The organism is Methylobacterium sp. Leaf104 (assembly GCF_001422885.1).
In the GTDB taxonomy this organism is placed as follows: domain Bacteria; phylum Pseudomonadota; class Alphaproteobacteria; order Rhizobiales; family Beijerinckiaceae; genus Methylobacterium.
In genome coordinates this window covers 88439-106560 of the sequence record NZ_LMMZ01000004.1, presented here as the reverse complement: position 1 = coordinate 106560, position 18122 = coordinate 88439, and the positions used below count along the sequence as shown (strand labels likewise).

The following is an 18122-nucleotide window of genomic DNA, read 5'->3' as shown; positions in this document are numbered from 1 at the left end:
CCACCGTCGAGCGGAGCGCAGTCCCCCGACCGTCGTGGTTTCAGATGAAACCGCAACGATCACGGAACGAAGGGGATGTCGACTTGCGCGGATCCCCCAGGCCTTCCTCCGCCTCAGGCCTTCTTGCGGGCCGCGGCGGCGGGCGTGTCGGCACTCTGCGCCGGCTCCTTGGAAGCGGACTTCGAGGCGGACTTGGAAGCGGACTTGGGCGCAGACTTGGCCACGGGCTTGGCCGCGACCTCATCGGCATCCGCCGCACGTCCCTCGGCCGCACTCGCCTTGGCCGGAGCCTTCTCGGCGGCCGCCTTCTTGGCTGGGGCCTTCTTGGCCGGCGCCTTCTTGGCGGGAGCCTTGGCACCCGCCGCCCGCTTCGCCGGAGCCTTCTTCTTGCCGCCGCCCGCGGCTTCCCGGGCCGCGATCAGCTCCAGCGCCTGGGGCAGGTCGACCGCCTCGGCGGCCATGGTCTTGGGCAGCGTGGCGTTGGTGGTGCCGTCGGTGACGTAGGGACCGTACTTGCCCGACTTCACCACGATGGGCTTGCCCGTCTCGGGGTGCTCGCCCAGCGGCCGGCCCGGATCGGCCGCCGGCCCGCGCCGGCCGCCGCCCTGCTCCTTGGCGACGATGAGGTCGATGGCCCGGTTGGCGCCGATCTCCAGCACGTCGTCGTCGCGGCCCAGATTCGCGTACATCTTGCCGTGCTGCACGTAGGGTCCGAAGCGGCCGAGATTGGCCAGGATCGGCTCGCCGGTCTCGGGATGCCGGGCGACCTCGCGCGGCAGGGAGAGCAGCTTCAGGGCCATTTCCAGGTCGACCGAGGACGGGCTGGTGCCCTTCGGGATCGAGGAGCGCTTGGGCTTGGGCGCCTCCTTCTCGGTGGAGGCCTCGCCGAGCTGCACGAAGGGGCCGAAGCGCCCGTCGCGCACCGTCACGGGCAGGCCGGAGACGGGGTCGTTGCCGAGGACCCGCGTGCCGGGCTGGCCGCCGTTCTCGGACGAGCCCTCGCCGTCGCCCTCGACGCCGGAGGCGGCGAGCTGGCGGGTGTACTTGCACTCCGGGTAGTTCGAGCAGCCCACGAAGGCGCCGAACTTGCCGAGCTTCAGGGAGAGCTGGCCGGAGCCGCAGGTCGGGCAGGTGCGCGGGTTCGAGCCGTCGGCCTTCTCGGGGAAGATGTGGGCGCCCAGGAGGTCGTTGAGGGCATCGAGCACCTCCGCGACGCGCAGCTCCTTGGTGCCGGCGATGGCCGCGGAGAACTCGCGCCAGAAGTCGCGCAGCACCTCGCGCCAGTCGATCTCGGCGTTCGAGACCCGGTCGAGCTGCGTCTCGAGATCGGCGGTGAAGTCGTACTCGACGTAGCGCTTGAAGAAGCTCTCGAGGAAGCCGGTGACGAGGCGGCCCTTGTCCTCGGCGACCAGGCGCTTCTTGTCGATGCGCACGTATTCGCGGTCGCGCAGGGTCTGCAACACGGCGGCGTAGGTGGAGGGGCGGCCGATGCCGAGCTCCTCCATGCGCTTGACGAGGCTCGCCTCGGAATAGCGCGGCGGCGGCTCGGTGAAGTGCTGGGTCGAGGCGATGCGCTCGCGCTTCAAGGGGTCGCCCGCCTTCATCGGCGGCAGGCGCCGGCCGTCCTCGTCCTCCTCGTCGTCCTTGCCCTCCTGGTAGAGGGTGAGGAAGCCGTCGAACTTCACCACCTGGCCGGTGGCGCGCAGCTCCAGCTTGCGCGGGCCGACCTGGGCGACGACGTCCACCGTCGTGCGCTCGAGCTCGGCCGATTCCATCTGGCTCGCCACCGTGCGGGTCCAGATCAGCTCGTAGAGCCTGGCCTGCTCGGCATCGACGGTGCGGGCCACCGTCTTCGGCAGCCGGCTCATGTCGGTGGGGCGCACGGCCTCGTGGGCTTCCTGCGCGTTCTTGGCCTTGACGCTGTACTTGCGCGGGCTCCCCGGCAGGTAGCGCTCGCCGTACTCCTTGGCCACGACCCGGCGCACGTCCTCAATGGCCTCCGGCGCCATGTCGACGCCGTCGGTCCGCATGTAGGTGATCAGGCCCACCGTCTCGCCGTCGATCTCCACGCCCTCGTAGAGCTTCTGGGCGGCGCGCATGGTCTGGGCCGGCGCCATGCCGAGCTTGCGGGAGGCCTCCTGCTGCAGGGTCGAGGTGGTGAAGGGCGGGGCGGGGTGGCGCTTGGCGGGCTTCGCCTCGACGCTGCCGACCGAGAAGGTGGCGAGTTCGAGGTCGCGCTTGAACGCCGCCGCCTCGTCGCCCGAGCCGACGTCGAGGCGCTGGATGCGCTTACCGTCGGCGCCGGTGAGGCGGGCCTCGAAGCTGGCACCGTTCTCCGTGATCAACGTCGCCACCAGCGACCAGTACTCGCGGGGCTTGAAGACCTCGATCTCGCGCTCGCGCTCGCAGACGAGGCGCAGCGCCACCGATTGCACGCGGCCGGCCGAGCGGGCGCCGGGCAGCTTGCGCCAGAGCACCGGCGAGAGGTTGAAGCCCACGAGGTAGTCGAGCGCCCGGCGGGCCAGGTAGGCGTCGACCAGGGCCTGGTCGATCTGCCGGGGCTGGCGCATGGCGGTCTCCACCGCCGCCTTGGTGATCGCGTTGAAGGTCACGCGCTCCACCGGCATGCCCTTGAGGGCGCGCCGCGCGGTGAGCGCCTCGACCACGTGCCAGGAGATCGCCTCGCCCTCGCGATCCGGGTCGGTCGCGAGAATCAGGCCGTCGGCGCCCTTGAGCGCCTTGACGATGTCGGAGACGCGCTTCGATCCGCGGTCGTCGAGCTCCCACAGCATGTGAAAGTCCGCCTCCGGATCGACGGAGCCGTCCTTGGCCGGAAGGTCACGGATATGGCCGAACGAGGCGAGAACCTCGTAGTCGCGGCCGAGATACTTGTTGATCGTCTTGGCCTTGGCCGGCGACTCGACGACGACGACTTTCATGTGCTGATACGAGCCTCTCGTCAGGGCCTGACCCGCGGCAACGACCGTGCGCAGATTGTGCGGGGGGCGTCGCCATCCGTCCGGAGAGGGGGTCGGCGCGGGGGAGAAGTGGGTCAAGCCCAGGGGGATGTCAAATGCCCCCCGCGGTCCGGACCGGTCTCACGCCCGCCTGGCGAAGGTCAGGGCCGCGTCCAGGGCGCCGTTCAGGGTGGTCACCAGCACGTCGGCGGAGAGGGTGCGGCGCAGGCGGTCGAGGGAGGCGGGATCGCGCTCGCGCCAGAAGCCGACCAGGACCCGGACACCGGGAATCGCCCGGCGCGCCTGGCGCACGTTCAGGCGGATCTGCGACAGGCTGACGGGCTCCAGGTAGGAGAAGCACACCAGGGCGATGCCCGAGAGGTCGTCCGGCGTCTCGCCCCGGCGCAGCTGCGCCATCGACATCACCTGGGCCCCGAGGCCGTGGCGGCCGAGGATCTGCCCGAGCATCAGCGTGGCCGCCTCGTCGAAGGGGCCGCGGCTGGAAACGCAGAGCACCGGCCGGGGCGCCCGCCAGCGGGCCGGGAGCTCGTCGGGGCGCAGAACCACCGCGGCGACCTGCCGGTCGGGTCCGATGGCCGCGATGGCCGCCGAGGTCTCCGAATTGCCGGCCGCGGCGGCGGACCCGCCCCTGCGGCCCACCGGCACGGTGCCGAGGCGGGCAACCACGGCGCGCAGGGCGGCGCCGACCTCGTCCTGCCGGGTCCGGTCGAGGGTGCCGCGCGAGAGGTCCTCCTGCGCCATCAGCAGGCCGGCCAGCACGACCTCGTCGTAATAGGTGACGAGGGCGCGGGCCTTCAGGAACATCCGGCCCTGGTCGATCGCCTCCTCGGGATCGCCCGCCAGCATGCGCTGGTAGAAGATCTCCGGCGGCGCCAGGGCCGGGCGGTCGCCCAGGAGGACGTCGAGGTACCAGAGCCGCTCGATGTGACGCCCCAGCACCACGAGGCAGACGGTGATAGGCGTGGCCAGCACGAGGCCGATCGGCCCCCACAGGAATGCCCAGAGCGTGGCGGCCAGGATCACCGCGATGGGCGAGAGGCCGGTGGAATGGCCGTAGAGCAGCGGCTCGACCACGTGGCCGGCGATGGGCTCCACCACCACGAACAGGATCGCGGTGGCGATGACCATGCTCCAGCCCGGATCGACGGCGCCGGCCACGATGAGGGGCAGGAGGGCGCTGATCGCCGCGCCGATATAGGGCACGAAGCGCATGATCGCGGCCAGCACCCCGAACAGGATCGGGTTCGGCACGCCGATCCACCACAGGCCGAAGCCGATCACGACGCCGAAGGCGATGTTCAGGACGAGCTGGGCGAGGAAGAAGCGGCTGAGGCGGGCCACCGCGTCGTCGATGGCCGCCGTGGTCCGCCGCAGATCCCCGGAGCCCGCCAGCCGGATCGCCCGGTTCCGCAGGTCCTCCCGCTGCAGCAGGATGAAGATCGTGAAGATCAGGATCAGGCCCGTGGTGGCGAGGGGATGCAGGATCGGCCCGGCCACGGCGCCGAGGGTGCCGAGCAGCCCCGCCTTGGCCGAGGCGATCTGCACGTGGAGGGGATGGGCGGGGCTGCCCGCGCTGCCCTCGGGGGCGGCGGCGTTCGGGTCCGGCTGCAGCTCGGCGCCGAGGTCCTGCACCATGTCGACCATGCGGGAGAGGGTGCCGCTGCCGGCGGTCGCCTCCTTCAGGGAGGCGATCTTCTCGCGCATCGTCACCTGGTAGCGCGGCAGGTCCGAGGCGAGCTGCGCCGCCTCGTTGGCGATGAGGAGCGAGATCCCGAGCAGCGCCCCGAAGGCCGTGAGCACCACGGCGAGGACGGCCAACGCCCGCGGCACCCGGATGCGGCGCAGGAGGCGCACCCCCGGCACCAGGACGAAGCTGAGCAGGATCGCCAGGGTCACCGGCACGAAGATGTCGCGGCCGAGATACAGGGCCGCCGCGATGGTGATCACGAGGAGGCAGGAGGCCAGGGTCGTGAAGACCGGCATCGCCTGCCGGAGGAGGCGGGCGGTGATAGGATCGTCGCTCATGGATGGGATGGGTCTCGTTGAGGTGAGCGACGCGGGCGCCCGGTGCCCGGGGCTCCGGGGACGCCGACAGGGGAGGCGCGGACCGGAACGGCGCCTCAGGCGACGGCGGGCGCCTGGGGTCCGACGGCGGCGTTGATCTGGGTCAGCAGCTTGGAGAAATCCACCGGCTTCGGATGGTAGTCGTTGCAGCCGGCCTGGATCGCCTTGTCGCGATCGCCCGACATGGCGTGCGCGGTCAGCGCGATGATCGGGATGCCCTTGGTGTCGCTGCCGGATTTCAGCACGCGGGCCGCCGACCAGCCGTCGAGGATCGGCAGGTTCATGTCGAGGAGGATGACGTCGGGCCGCCCGGTGCGCGCCTGCTGCACGCCGGACTCGCCGTCATGGGCGAGGATCACGTCGTAGCCGCGCCGCTTCAGCCGGCGGGACAGGAAGTCCCAGATCTCCTCGTGATCTTCCACCAGCAGGATTTTCGCCATCGCCCCCATACCCCTCGTTCGTCGCCGGCCCCGATTCCGCCCGGGACCCGAGGCCCCAAGACGCGGCCTCCCGAGCGAGACATGGGCTCGGGCCGTGCTGTGAACGCACGATCGGCCCGAACGGTCCATGGCAACCGACGCGATCCAGCGACACAGGGGCCGAAGAGAAACCGGGGTCGAAGAGAAGCCCCGAAGAGAAGAAGAGAAACCGGGGCGGTGCCGCGACGGCCGGGTCCGTCAGGGCGCGCGCGGGGGCGTGGGCATGGGAGGCGTGGGCATGGGAGGCGTGGGCATGGGAGGCGCAGGCATGGGCGGCGCAGGCATGGGCGGCGCAGGCATGGGCGGCGCGGGCAGGGGCGGGTCGAGGCTGGTATGGGGGCGGCTGTCGCTGAACCGGCCCTGGGTCCCGGGGAGGAGCCCGTTGTCCTGCATCCAGATCATCAGCATGGCGACCGCCAGCAGCGTCGCCAGGGAGGTGAGGCGGCCGATGTAGCGCCGCCGGACGACCATCAGCACCAGGGTCGCGAAGAGCAGGAGGAACAGGACGAGGAGCAGCATGCGGCCTTCGCAGGACAAGCGGATCCGGCGCGGACGCCCGGCGCGGACCGCGGGGCCAACGGGGCGAGGCCCGTCCCCGTTCCACCCGCCGGATCGATCCAGGGACCGGATCCCTGAGAGAACAGGGCCCGGAGAGAACTAGACCCGGAGGGAACAAGGCCCGGCGCGGGCGCCTTCTCGTCGGGACGGCCGGCTCACGGCCGCCGCTTCCCTCACAATCAGGCCTGCCGCGCGCCGGATTCCGGCCCCGGGCGGGCGGAGATCCGCCATGAAGGCACTGTGCTGGCACGGCAAGGGCGACATCCGCTGCGACACCGTCCCCGATCCGCGGATCGAGGATGCGCGCGACGTCATCATCAAGGTGACGTCCTGCGCGATCTGCGGCTCCGACCTGCACCTGATGGACGGGCAGATGCCCACTATGGAATCGGGCGACGTGCTCGGCCATGAGTTCATGGGCGAGGTGGTCGAGGTCGGGAGCGGCTTCACCAAGTTCCGCAAGGGCGACCGCATCGTCGTCCCCTTCAACATCAATTGCGGGGAGTGCCGCCAGTGCCGCCTCGGCAACTGGTCGGTCTGCCAGCGCTCCAACCGCAACGCCGAGATGGCGGCCGCCCAGTTCGGCTACACCACCGCGGGCCTGTTCGGGTATTCGCACCTCACCGGGGGCTATGCGGGGGGCCAGGCCGAGTATGTCCGCGTGCCCATGGCCGACGTCGCTCCGATGAAGGTCCCGGACGGCATGGACGACGAGTCGGTCCTGTTCCTCACCGACATCCTGCCCACCGGCTGGCAGGGCGCCGAGCATTGCGAGATCAAGGGCGGCGAGATCATCGCGGTCTGGGGGGCCGGGCCCGTCGGCCTGTTCGCGATCCAGTCGGCCAAGATCATGGGCGCCGAGCGCATCATCGCCATCGAGACCGTGCCGGAACGCATCGCGCTGGCCTGGAAATACGGCGCGACCGACGTCATCGACTTCATGAAGGAGGACGTCTTCGAGCGCATCAAGGAGATCAGCAAGGGCGAGGGCGCCGACGGCGTCATCGACTGCGTCGGCATGGAGGCCACCGCCGGCCACGGCATCGCCGGGGTGCTCAGCACCCTGCAGGAGAAGCTGACCTCGACCGAGCGGCCCTACGTGCTCGCCGAGGCGATCAAAGCCGTGCGCCCCTGCGGCATCGTCTCGGTGCCGGGCGTCTATGGCGGCCCGGTGCCGGTCAACATGGGCTCGATCGTGCAGAAGGGCCTGACCCTGAAGAGCGGGCAGACCCACGTGAAGCGCTACCTCGAGACGCTGACGGCCCTGATCCAACAGGGCAAGTTCGACATGACCTCGCTGATCACGCACCGGTCCAGCAACCTCGCCGACGGTCCAGACCTCTACAAGACTTTCCGCGACAAGAAGGACGGCTGCGTGAAGGTGGTCTTCCACCCGAACTGAGCCGGGACCGCCAAGACGGAGTCAGGATCTTCGAAGTCTGAACCCTGTCGCGCGTCGGATTTCGGCGCGCGACAGGACAACAGCCAAGGATATCTTCCATCCCTCGCCGCGATGTGCATTGCAGGCCGGCCCCGGCATCCGCTAAAGCCGAGCGATGTCAGACTTGGAATCCCTCCTCAACCGTCTCAAGGACGCTCAGAGGACCCTCATCACCGAAGCCGCGAAGATCGAGATGCTGCCGCCCGACAGCGTGCTGCGCCGCGTCGCCGATCTCGAGAACACCATCGCGGCCGTCGAGGCCCTGATCGAGGAGCAGGCCCATCGCCGCGGCCGCGCCACGGGGTAGGGCCGCGCCACGGGAGACGGCCGCCGCGCCGCTGGTGACGCCGGACGGACGCTACCTCGTCGTCCGCGGCCGGCTCTGGCGCCGGACCCGGCCCGACCTCGCGCCGGCCCAGCGCGATGCCTTCGTCGCCGCCCTGATGGACGCGCGCCGGGCGGTGAAGGCCGGCAGGGCGGCCGGGGACCCGGACGCCGTCGCGGCGGCCCGTCGCGCCGTCGACGCGGCCAAGCGGAGCCTCGGCGAACGCGGCCCCGTCTGGTGGGAGGACGGCGCGCCCGACCTCAACCGGCACATGGCCCGCACCACCTCCTACGCCGCCTGGTTCGCGCAGGCGACGGATCCCGGGACCGGTGCGGCGGGATAGCGCGCCGGCTGGACCCGCGGGGCGATCTCGCCTATATCGGGGCTGCGGTTGATGACCGGTTCGTAATAACGTTTCAGGACCCGGAGGGCAGTACTCCGGCGCCTCCACCACAAGCCCATCGCGCCCCGGCACGTCGCTGCGGCAGGCGGTCTTTTGATGGGGGCGAAATAGGATCGACTGGGCGGTAAAGGGATCGCGAGTTCGCTTTCACTTCGGTGAGGGACGATGCGGCTGTCGGTAAGGACTCGACCGGTTCGACGCAGGCAACCCCTGTTTCGAGCATTTGGCCAAAACTCTAAATGCCAACGATAACGTTGTCATGGATGCCCGCCTCGCGGCGTAAGCATCTTGCGGTAGGGTAACCGTCGAAACAGAACCCGGAGCTTCGGCTCCGGGACCCACCCTGTCCTCACCATGCGCAGATCGTCGAGAGATCGGGACCCGATGGCCCGGGGTGCGCCGTCGCGCCCACGCTCCGAAGCGCCATCCGTCCCATCCCGACACGAAGAGCCCCGGCGCCGAGGGCACCGGGGTTCTTCGGCTGTGTCGGACCGCCTGCGCGAAGCAGGCGGCCGCAATCCGCCGCTCAGACCGGGGTGGTCGGATAGGCACGCACACGGTTGCGACCCTCGACGGTGCCGCCCAGGGCGTTGCCCGGGATCGCATCCGGCGATGTCGCGGCGGCGGCCTGCGGGGCGGTCCAGCCCTCGGCCCGCCAGTTCTGCGCGCGCTCGTCGACGTCGATCGAGCCGTGCTCCTCGAGGATGTCCATCACCCGCGCGGCATGGGCCTGGTCGGCCCGGACCGTCACCAGGGTGCCGCCGCGGCGCACGCCCTCGCTGTAGGTATGGGCGTCGGACTCGCTGAGACCCGCCCCCGTGAGGCCGCCGGCGAGGCCGCCGGCCGCGGCGCCGATGCCCGCGCCCGTGAGCGTGGCCACGAGCCAGCCGGCCGCCACCACCGGGCCGACGCCCGGGATCGCCAGGAGGCCGAGGCCGGTCAGCAGGCCGGCGGCGCCGCCCAGGACCGTGCCGACGGTGGCACCCGCGCCGGCGCCGCTCGACGCCTTCTCGGGGGTGTCGCCATGGACCGCAGCGGTATGGCCGGGCGCATCGAGGTCGGTGGTGGTGCGCAGGCGCCCGGCATGCCGGTCGCCCTCGTTGCTGCTCACGATGCTGATGTCGCCATGCGCCACGCCGGCGGCCTCCAGCTTGGAGACGGCCGCGCTGGCATCGTTGTAGTCGTCGTACAGGGCGGTGATGGTCTGCTGGGCCATGGGAAACTCCTGTGGGCGGGCGAGGGGGTGCGGGCGGGTTTCGCGAACGGGCCTACTGCGCCGCCACGTTGCCCTTGAAGTCGACGCCGACCTTGACCGGCTTGCCGTCGAGCACCGCTTCGCCGCGCCAGATGCCCTTGTCGTCCTTGGTCAGGCCCTTGACGTCCTTGTAGCCGGCCTCGGTGAGGCGGTGCTGGGTCTGGGCCTCGGTGAAGCTGTTGGCGCCTTCCTCGAGCTTGGCGTTGGACGCGGCCTTGGCGGTGGCGGGCTTGGTGGCGTCGGGCTTGTCGGTGTTGGGGCGGGTCACCGCCTCCTGGCCGCCGGAGGTGGCGCTCGACTTCGCGTCCGGGGCAGGTGTGCCGGTGACGGTGGTCTGGGCGAAGGCCGAACCCGCACCGAGGACCGTCAGGATGGCGAGGGTGGTCAGGGACCGTTTCACGGCGTTCTCCTTGGATAAGTCTGCGACTGGCGGAAGTCCCTCTCAATCCCGCAGGAGGGGAAAGCGTTCCAGGCCAGAACCGAGGAATTCCCTTTCGAATGGCCACGCTGGAGCCTTGTCACAATTGTTCCACCTTGGCCTGACACAGATCATCGAATGAAACGCCAAGGTCAGGTTCCGGCAAAGCATTGGATTTGATCGACGCATACGCTGCGCATCGCGACCCGCATCGCTCAAGCGCGTCGAAACACCTGGTCCCGCCGCACGGTATCCCCGGATCGCGACCGGACGCGCCGCGGCGGCCTCGCCGGGCGCCGCACCAACCGGGCGCCACTCCCGCCCGTGCGAAAAATCTGTCCGGCCAGGGTTGCCAGCGCAAAAGGGAGCCTCTAAACACCCGCTCACACCGGGGCGGCACCAACCCGCCCACCGGTCGCAGGCGCCCGTAGCTCAGCTGGATAGAGCACCAGACTACGAATCTGGGGGTCAGAGGTTCGAATCCTTTCGGGCGCGCCATTCCCTTCAAAACCGCGAACCACAGGCAGCGATCCGGCTCGGTTCGCGGACACCGCGTGTGGGGCAGGCCGCGTCTGCGACACCGCGGAGAACGGCGTCGCCCGTCTCGATGCGATCGACGATGGTCGGCAGCCACGCAGTGCGCAACTGGATCGCGCCAGCCATGACGGGCTCGGGCATCGGCCTCCCGAATGGCTCGATCAGGTCCGGATCGATGACCAACGGCGGCCGTGACACCCCGCTCATGTGGTCGAGGGCCACGCGCGCCCGGCTCCGGTCGAGCTTCAAACCAGGGAAGCGTCCGTGCAGGATGGTCACAGATTCGATCAGGCCGCAGGGCCGCTCGAGTCTGTCATCGGCCGCTCGCATTTCCGCTTGCAGCGTCGAGACCTGCCCACCAATCCCGCCGCCTTCTGCCGCGCCGTAGCGGAGCCCATCTGGCCGTGAGCCGGTCGGGCAGGAGCCAACGCCGGACGAGGCTGTCGACCACCGGCGCCTCGAGCGTGTCCATGCGGATCGCCCGACCCTCGCAAGGACTCTTTCCCATGCGCCCGCGGGTCGAGCGGGAACAAGCTCAGCGCCCTCGTCCCAACGCGAGGACGCGGTGGACAGCGCCATCGGACCGCCGTGGGTCGCGCGAGGGCGAGTCCGGCCACGGGGATCGGACCGGTCACCACGCGCCGCGCAGCCACCCGCGGATCACGCCCCTCGCGATGTCTCGGACACATCGTACCTCGCCGTGGCCTGCTCCCTCGAACGTGGTCCTCCCCGAGGCAGGGCTTCGAGCATGTTTGGAGTTGACCCGGTTTCTGGTCCACGACCTCTGCAAGGTGTCGGTCGGCTCGCCCGGTCGTGAGAAGGCGATCTCGACCCCGTTCAGGTAGGCCCACGGGTCAAGTCTGACACGCCCATCTCGCCGCACGGGCCTCGTCCACCGTCGCACCCTTCTCCGCCTGCTGCAGGGCGAAGGCGATCGGTTCGTTCGTGAAGCGTTTGCGAGGCGTGGCATCCGCCCGCCTTCGGGGTTCGGGATGTCCAAACCCTTGCGCTCGGCGTGGACCGGTTTGCTGGGCCAGGATTAAACCTCAGCCTGCATCCCAAGCATCCTGCATGTTCTGTAAGGTACCCGACCTTTCTCATGAGACTCGAAAAGGTACTCATTTATTAGTTTTCAGAAGGGTGCCGCGCAGATATCGTAGGGCATCGCGGCTATCCACTCGGCGTTCCGCGCTTGTGAGACCTCGTGTGCTCGCGCCTCCTGCAAACCGGGGACCAAGTGTTTTGCTGCTTTTCGACATACATGATGGCCGGATGCACCACGTCGGTAAGGGTACGAACCTCACCGGTCCCGAGGGGCCGGTTGGCCTGCACAGAGGGCTAGCTTGCTAGAACGGCGCATGATGTGCCGAGGGGCGGCGAGCACCAGGTCTTTTCGGTGCCGGTGACGGCTGACAATGGGTGCCCGATCGTCTCGGCTGCCGTGATCCAAATCGTCACCGCGTTGATCCGTTGACCCATTCCGCTCCAGGGCAAGCGTCGCGGCCGGAAGGCTGAAAAGAGGCCGCCCTTTGCGGGGACGAGATCCGCCCGACAATCGGCATCGCTGTCTGAGCGCAAGTTTCGTCTCGAAAGAACGCCAGATTAACACTCGGCAAAGATAAACATCGACGGATATTCAATGAGCCTGACACAAGACGTCATCGAACTCATCTCAGCCAAAGCCGATAATCTTTATAATCTGTTTCAAGAGAAAATTTCTTCGACAAAAGTCAAACGAAAGAAAACTCGCAAAAAATCCGGTGCCGACCGAAGAATGGAACGTGCTCGCGACAATTTTGAATAGTTTATGATCTTCGAGATACACAGACTTATTATTGGATTGCATGCCAATGGCGGAGCTTGATCACACGTTCTACGGATAAGTATGCTTGGTGTATGACAGACGTTGACGCGTTGTTTCGAATGCCTAGCCAGGCGTGGTGAAGGAATGTCGGCGCGCGCACCAAGACTATTTCGAGCTCTAAGACTTTCCTCCTTTATTGCTTATAAGCATCCTGTCTCTGATATATGACGACAAATGAGGGATGATGTTCAGCCGGCAAGCGTCGCTCGGCGAAAACCATTTCGCGTCAATGATCTCACGGTTGTCTATTTTTATGAACGGCTTTTCTCTTGGGTGCCACTCGAACAAACTTACCTTGTCTGTGCGAAACCGAAAGCTGCGCTCGATGTCTCGAACGAACACCATTTCGCTCTGATCGATATCGAGTTCGATTTCTTCTTTGCATTCTCTGACGGCGGCTTCAATCAAGCTTTCAGACGCTTCGATCGCTCCTCCTGGCGCCGACCAACAGGGTTGATAGGAGTTGCGCACCAGCAAAACTTGATCTTGAAACCAAATCATCACGAGGGCTCCATGATGATTTGGGCGGCGTATAAACCACCAGACGCGCAGGTTCAGAAAAACAAAACTCAGTGCGATTTGATAGCAACGATCCAGAAGCGTCATTGGTGATTGGGATTTCATTTCTACGTTCTTTTTCTATAACCGTTCGGATTTTTGGCGTGACGGAACCCATCTAGCCGAGTCCACCAAAACTTATCAAGCATCCGGTCGGGGTGGATGGCGATAAAATATGGCAAAATATCGATTATAACGATCGGATCAGAGATCCGAATCTGCAATTTGCTTTTGCGATACAGAACATCGCAATGCGCCGTCTCCGATAAATCGATCTTATACAGATCGAATGCCGGAGATTCGATCCCGTTCCCGGCGTCGCGGATGAGGCTCGAGTGATGCCACCCCCCTCGGGCATGGCATCGCTCGAGCCCGTCGAGGGAGGCCGCGATGCGGAGGACGCTCATGCAGCCGATTGCGGTCTTCCCGTAGCGGGTCGCGATGGCGCGACCGGAGACGCGCGAGGACGCGTTGGTTCGCGACGTCGTCTCGCGCGCCGCAGCCGCACGCCGACGCGACCCGGCCGGGTCGGCCGGTCGCCCTGCTCCAGCGGGATCGCCAGCAGGGGCGTGACGCGCGCTAGGACCAGGGCCCGCCGTCGCCTGGACGACGGGGCATGGCTTGCGTTTTGTCTCTCGTGAGGCAGGAGGGGGGGATGGTCGCGCGCCGGCGGAGCCGCCCGCGACCGGCACGCGAGAGGGGGATTCGTCATGCCGCAGATCGGCGCCGTTCATCCGAGGCTGTTCCGCGCGGCGGCGTGGCTGTGCGTCGGCGCCCTCGTCTGGCTCTCGTGGATCCCGCGGGACTGGGAGGCGCGGACGTCGCTGCCCGGCCAGTTCGAGCACGCCATCGCCTATTGCGGGACGGCCGGCCTGTTCGTCCTCGGCTTCCACGGGCGGCCCTGGTGGCGCATCGGCCTTCCCCTCGTCGCCCTGGGCGCCGTCCTGGAGGTCGGGCAGCTCTGGATTCCCGGCCGGACCGCCCAGTTCATCGATTTCGCGGCGAGCGGCTCGGGAGCCGTCCTCGGCGCCCTGGGCGGCACGGTCCTGGCCCGGCTGCTGATCAGGGGCCGGATCCTGGGGCGCTGACCCTCGGCGGCGCTGGCCGGCCCGTGTCCCCGGTCAGGCCTTGTGATGGGAGACGGGCGACGGCTCGGCGTTCCAGAGCAGGGACGTCGCGACGTAGGTCGCCTCGACCGTCACCAGCATCCAGCCGGCATCCGCCAGCACCGCCCCGAAGGACCGCTGCTCCAGCACGCCCTCAAGTCCGATGGCCAGCGCCAGCACCAGGACGATGAGAAGAAGCCCGGGCAGGCGGACGGCTTGACTTGCGGCGGCACCGAGCGAGGCGAAACAGATCAGAAGCATTTCCACACCGACATCAACGCCAACCAGACTACCTAGGTATATGTAGGATACAAGAAGAAATAAAAGGCAGTTTTGTGCTTCGCAACATTTGAGTTGCACTGCAAACGTGGCCGTCACGTCAGGCATAGCCGAGCATCGGGAGCCTGGACCGGGGCTCCGGTCTCCAAGGGCCGCTCTCCACGGCGCCGGTCTCCAGAGCGACAGGCAGGCCCCCGGGCGCAGGGCCGGCAGGTTCGTGCTCCGGCACGGCCGAGACCCCGCGCGCGCCCGACCCCGCTGATCCTGCCGCCGATTCGCACAGGGCGAGCGTTCTTCGAAGATACCATTTGTTAAAGACAAGCACCCGAAGGACATTAACCGGCCCAAAGGCGCCACGTCCGAGGGCCGTAACTTTCTTCATGCGCCATCATTTGTTTCAATCAAATGATGTTACTTGTGGTATATTAGTTCCGAATTTTGAACGACAATCCTTTCGTGTATCACTCCGTTGACGACTGGAGTGGCGCATGTCTTTTCGATCCGAAATCAACGGGCTGCGCGCCATTGCTGTCGCTGCGGTCGTGCTGTTCCATTTCCGATTTACGTGGGCGAGCGGTGGCTTCACCGGCGTCGACGTGTTCTTCGTCATCTCAGGCTACCTGATGACGAAGATCATCTGCTCGCGCCTCGCGAACGACACGTTCTCGATCTGGACGTTCTACAAGGATCGCGCCCGCCGAATCGTCCCGGCCCTGATCGGGCTCTGCGCCTTCGTCCTGGTCTTCGGCTACCTCTTCGTGGAGCCGATCACCTACGCGCAGATCGGCAAGCACGCGCTCGCGGCCCTGACCTTCGTCTCGAACGTGGTGTTCTACCGGGAGTCCGGGTACTTCGACGCGCGCTCGGACAGCAAGTGGCTCCTGCACACCTGGTCGCTCTCCGCCGAGTGGCAGTTCTACATGGTGTATCCGCTGATCCTGGTCCTGATCCGGATGGTCGGGCGGCTGCGCCGGTGGCAGCGGCCGATCCTGTGGGCCGGATTCCTGCTCTCCCTCGCGACCTGCATCCTGGCGACGCCGATCCTACCCCAGGCGTCCTTCTTCCTGCTGCCCACGCGCGCCTGGGAGATGCTCGCCGGAGGCCTGGTGTTCCTCCATCTCGAGGGCCGGCCGATCGGCGCCGGGCGCGCCCGCGTCCTGGAACTCGCCGGGCTGGGCGCGATCGCGGTCGCGGTGCTGACCTTCGACGGCACCATGCCGTGGCCGTCCTACCGGGCGCTCCTGCCCGTCCTCGGCGCGTGTCTCGTCATCGCCGCACGGCGCCCCAACGCGCTCTGGTCCAGCAACCTGCCGGTCCAGGCCGTGGGACGCTGGTCCTATGCCATCTACATCTGGCACTGGCCGATCGTGGTCGGGTTCGCCTATTTCGACCTGCCCCAGAACCGCCCGGCGATGCTCGCCCTCCTGGTCGGCCTCCTGGCCGGCTGGGCCGGCCTGTCCCGGATCGCATCGCGCCACCGGCCGGCCGTCCGGCCGTCCGGGTGGACGACCGCCGGGATCGGCGGCGCCGGCTTCGCGGCGACGGCCCTCCTGGCGGGCCTCGTGTTCCTCGGCCACGGCCTGCCCGCCCGGGTGCCCGGCGAAACCTCGCGGTTCGCGGAGCTGGAGGCGGCCCGGAACGACGGCGACTACCCGCGCAGCTGCGGAGGCCTCGACAATTTCGGCGCCCTGCGGCCGTGCCGGCTCGGCTCCGGCGACGGGCCGAAGGTCCTCGTCATCGGCGATTCCCACGCGGAGATGATGTACGCGCGGTTCGCCGACGACGGTCACCGCATGCCGCGGGAGCGCCTGGAATTCATCACCGCGAACGGCTGCTCGCCGGTGCCGACGGTGGGCCGCACCACCAGCATCCGCTGCGACGTCTTCGCGGAGAAGGCGCTGGCCCAGGCCGAGACCGGGGGCTATGCGCGGGTCGTCCTGGCGTCGATCTGGACGCCCTACTTCGTGCCGCCCCTCCCCGGCACGATGCCCAGCGTCGACCGGACCTGCTTCATCGTCGGCGAACGATGCCTGACGGAAGCCGCGCCCGACATCTTCGAGGGGCGGGTCGACGCGGCCTTCGCCAGGCTCGAGGACCGGCTCCGGGCGATCCGGCAGCAGGGGACCGAGGTCGTCCTGGTCCTGCCGTTCCCGCGCATGAAGGACGACCTGACCCTGGAGATCGCGAAGCGGATCTTCCGCGGCAGCAGCATCGCCGACCTGCACACCATCGACCGTGCCGGCTTCGAGACCCGGAACGCCGCGATGGAGGCCCGGCTGCGCACGCTGGCGCGGCGGGTCGCGGCGCAGGTCGTCGATCCCGTCGCCTCCCTGTGCGGCCCCGAGACCTGTCCGGCCCTGGATGCGCGGGGCTACCCGCTCTACCGCGACTCCAACCACTTCCGCGCCACCGCCATCCGCACCGACCGGTTCCGGTTCCTCGACGGCATCGCGGACCTCTGAGGAGCCCGCATCCCCCCGGCGCGCGAGGGACCGTGGTCAGGCCCGTCTGGCGAAGGGCCGGAAGCGGAACGCCCGGAGCAGCGGCCGCTCGAGAACGACATGGACGGCCAGGCCGAAAAGGTTCGCGAAGACCAGCAGCAGGAGGATCCGCGCGAAGGCCTGGTCGATCGACAGCGCCCCGACCAGCATGAAGCCCCAGCGGATCGCGAAGGTGTGCACCAAATAGGTCGAGAACGACGCGTCCCCGAGGAGGTTCAGGGCTCTGGCGACGGGGGTCTCGGGAGCCCTGTGGGGGATCAGGCAGATCAGGATCGCCAGGACGGCCGCGACGTGCACGCTCCACTTCGCGAAGACCGAACGCGGCACCGAATCGTCCGTCAGGATCGCGAGGCCACCGACGAAGCAGAGCAGGAACGCGGCGAGGAGGGCGAGGCCGAGGGCGGGCGAGGTCGCCGGCAGGCGGGCGGCGAGCATCGGGCGGAGCAGCCCGGCGAGGGCGCCCCCCAGGAAGGTCAGGATGATCGGATCGGTGCAGAACTCCAGCGTGGTCGACGCGGACCGCGTGTCGAGCAGCGACTTCTGGGACAGCCCGATCCCGAACAGCGCGAGGAACACCGCGCAGAGCACGATGACCCCCGTCCGCTTCGCGAACAGCAGGCTGAACGCGAAGATGAGGTAGAACAGCATCTCGTAGTTCAGCGTCCATCCCTGGGGCAGGACGGGCCGGACCTCGCCGAGGGCATTGGTCACGGGCAGGAACAGGAACGACGCGAGGATCTCGTTCATCGGCGGCAGGGGGTGCTTCCGCACGATGGCGAACAGGAGCAAGGCGGTGATGAACCAGTAGAGGGGGATCAGGCGCTGGAAGCGCTTGCGGATGAACGTGGCCGGCGCCCCCCGCCGGCCGAACGCGTCCTGCGACGTCACCATCATCAGGCAGCCGCTGATCGCGAAGAAGGTTTCGACCCCGAGATCGCCGAACATCCACGCGATGCTCTTCAGATTGACGCCGTAGATCTCTTCCGTCGCAGAATACAGTAGGATATGATCCATGATCACGAACGATGCGACGAGGCAGCGCAGGATCTGAATGGAATAGAGCGGCGCGTGTTTCGATGCCTGGATCGGCCGATCGCGTGCGCGGCTGCCGACGTCTTGAAGCGAAATCGGTATATTGACCGACAAACTCAAATCCAGGCCTCCGACATCTTGCAAATCTGTTGCCGGCGCATCAGACAGCGTGACGCATGAGATCCGGCATACGCCCTGATCCGGGTCGAGCAAAGCCTCAATATTAGCATTTGATAGTCCGATCGCGGCCATCGTGCCTGATCGTACCGCATCCCCCCGCCGCCGGCGGGCCAGGAACGAGGCGGCCCGGCGCGGTCACGCGGG

The 18122-nt window shown here is 67.9% G+C and carries 16 protein-coding genes, 1 tRNA gene and 1 other RNA gene; 8 read left to right on the top strand and 10 right to left on the bottom strand.

Features of this window, described 5'->3' with window-relative positions; genetic code table 11:
• Nucleotides 1-113: 113 nt before the first annotated feature.
• The 4 genes from topA to ASF49_RS23520 form a co-directional block, all read right to left on the bottom strand.
• Complete coding sequence (gene topA / locus ASF49_RS06250; protein ID WP_056469448.1) at nt 114-2939, bottom strand: type I DNA topoisomerase; 2826 nt, start codon at nt 2937-2939, stop codon at nt 114-116.
• Nucleotides 2940-3098: 159 nt separating this feature from the next.
• Nucleotides 3099-5003, bottom strand: a complete 1905-nt coding sequence (locus ASF49_RS06245) for an AI-2E family transporter (protein ID WP_056469444.1) — start codon at nt 5001-5003, stop codon at nt 3099-3101.
• 95 nt (nt 5004-5098) lie between these two features.
• On the bottom strand, nt 5099-5482 hold the full coding sequence (locus ASF49_RS06240; protein WP_056469573.1) for a response regulator: 384 nt from the start codon (nt 5480-5482) through the stop codon (nt 5099-5101).
• Nucleotides 5483-5719: 237 nt separating this feature from the next.
• Nucleotides 5720-6040 (bottom strand): hypothetical protein, encoded by a 321-nt coding sequence (locus tag ASF49_RS23520; RefSeq protein ID WP_156652891.1) that lies wholly within the window; start codon nt 6038-6040, stop codon nt 5720-5722.
• 268 nt (nt 6041-6308) lie between these two features.
• Here ASF49_RS23520 and ASF49_RS06230 point away from each other — a divergent pair, with 268 nt between their 5' ends.
• From ASF49_RS06230 to ssrA, 4 genes are all read left to right on the top strand, one after another.
• A complete protein-coding gene (locus ASF49_RS06230; RefSeq protein WP_056469441.1) occupies nt 6309-7481 on the top strand; it encodes a zinc-dependent alcohol dehydrogenase in 1173 nt (390 codons plus the stop codon).
• Nucleotides 7482-7635: 154 nt separating this feature from the next.
• Nucleotides 7636-7827, top strand: a complete 192-nt coding sequence (locus tag ASF49_RS06225; RefSeq protein WP_056469438.1) for a hypothetical protein — start codon at nt 7636-7638, stop codon at nt 7825-7827.
• Nucleotides 7828-7858: 31 nt separating this feature from the next.
• A complete protein-coding gene (locus tag ASF49_RS06220; protein WP_082510923.1) occupies nt 7859-8188 on the top strand; it encodes a hypothetical protein in 330 nt (109 codons plus the stop codon).
• A 5-nt stretch (nt 8189-8193) separates the two neighbouring features.
• Nucleotides 8194-8573, top strand: a transfer-messenger RNA (tmRNA) gene (ssrA, locus tag ASF49_RS22930).
• A gap of 201 nt (nt 8574-8774) precedes the next feature.
• Here the strand turns inward: ssrA and ASF49_RS06215 are convergent.
• Together ASF49_RS06215 and ASF49_RS06210 are read right to left on the bottom strand one after the other, a co-directional pair.
• Nucleotides 8775-9464: a hypothetical protein gene (locus tag ASF49_RS06215; protein ID WP_056469432.1), complete on the bottom strand. Its 690-nt coding sequence runs from the start codon at nt 9462-9464 to the stop codon at nt 8775-8777.
• Nucleotides 9465-9516: 52 nt separating this feature from the next.
• Nucleotides 9517-9903 (bottom strand): PepSY domain-containing protein, encoded by a 387-nt coding sequence (locus ASF49_RS06210; protein ID WP_056469429.1) that lies wholly within the window; start codon nt 9901-9903, stop codon nt 9517-9519.
• 439 nt (nt 9904-10342) lie between these two features.
• Here ASF49_RS06210 and ASF49_RS06205 point away from each other — a divergent pair.
• Nucleotides 10343-10419: transfer RNA gene (locus ASF49_RS06205), tRNA-Arg, on the top strand.
• Between the two features lie 6 nt (nt 10420-10425).
• On the opposite strand, the gene ASF49_RS06200 is transcribed toward ASF49_RS06205, so the two are convergent.
• The gene (locus ASF49_RS06200; protein WP_156652889.1) at nt 10426-10737 is read right to left on the bottom strand and encodes a hypothetical protein; all 312 of its coding nucleotides are present in this window, start codon (nt 10735-10737) and stop codon (nt 10426-10428) included.
• Nucleotides 10738-12097: 1360 nt separating this feature from the next.
• Between ASF49_RS06200 and ASF49_RS23515 the strand changes: the two genes are divergently transcribed.
• Nucleotides 12098-12262 (top strand): hypothetical protein, encoded by a 165-nt coding sequence (locus ASF49_RS23515; protein WP_156652886.1) that lies wholly within the window; start codon nt 12098-12100, stop codon nt 12260-12262.
• Between the two features lie 177 nt (nt 12263-12439).
• On the opposite strand, the gene ASF49_RS22925 is transcribed toward ASF49_RS23515, so the two are convergent.
• A complete protein-coding gene (locus ASF49_RS22925; RefSeq protein WP_082510922.1) occupies nt 12440-12946 on the bottom strand; it encodes an NUDIX hydrolase in 507 nt (168 codons plus the stop codon).
• 644 nt (nt 12947-13590) lie between these two features.
• Here ASF49_RS22925 and ASF49_RS06195 point away from each other — a divergent pair.
• Nucleotides 13591-13968 (top strand): hypothetical protein, encoded by a 378-nt coding sequence (locus tag ASF49_RS06195; RefSeq protein WP_056469420.1) that lies wholly within the window; start codon nt 13591-13593, stop codon nt 13966-13968.
• A 33-nt stretch (nt 13969-14001) separates the two neighbouring features.
• Here the strand turns inward: ASF49_RS06195 and ASF49_RS06190 are convergent, their stop codons facing one another.
• Nucleotides 14002-14247, bottom strand: a complete 246-nt coding sequence (locus ASF49_RS06190) for a hypothetical protein (protein WP_056469418.1) — start codon at nt 14245-14247, stop codon at nt 14002-14004.
• Nucleotides 14248-14753: 506 nt separating this feature from the next.
• On the opposite strand from ASF49_RS06190, the gene ASF49_RS06185 reads away from it, so the two are divergent.
• Entirely contained in the window at nt 14754-16727 is a 1974-nt protein-coding gene (locus tag ASF49_RS06185; protein ID WP_056469414.1) for an acyltransferase family protein, read from the top strand.
• 36 nt (nt 16728-16763) lie between these two features.
• On the opposite strand, the gene ASF49_RS06180 is transcribed toward ASF49_RS06185, so the two are convergent.
• Nucleotides 16764-18050, bottom strand: coding sequence for an acyltransferase family protein (locus ASF49_RS06180; protein ID WP_082510921.1), 1287 nt, complete (start codon nt 18048-18050; stop codon nt 16764-16766).
• Between the last annotated feature and the right edge of the window lie 72 nt (nt 18051-18122).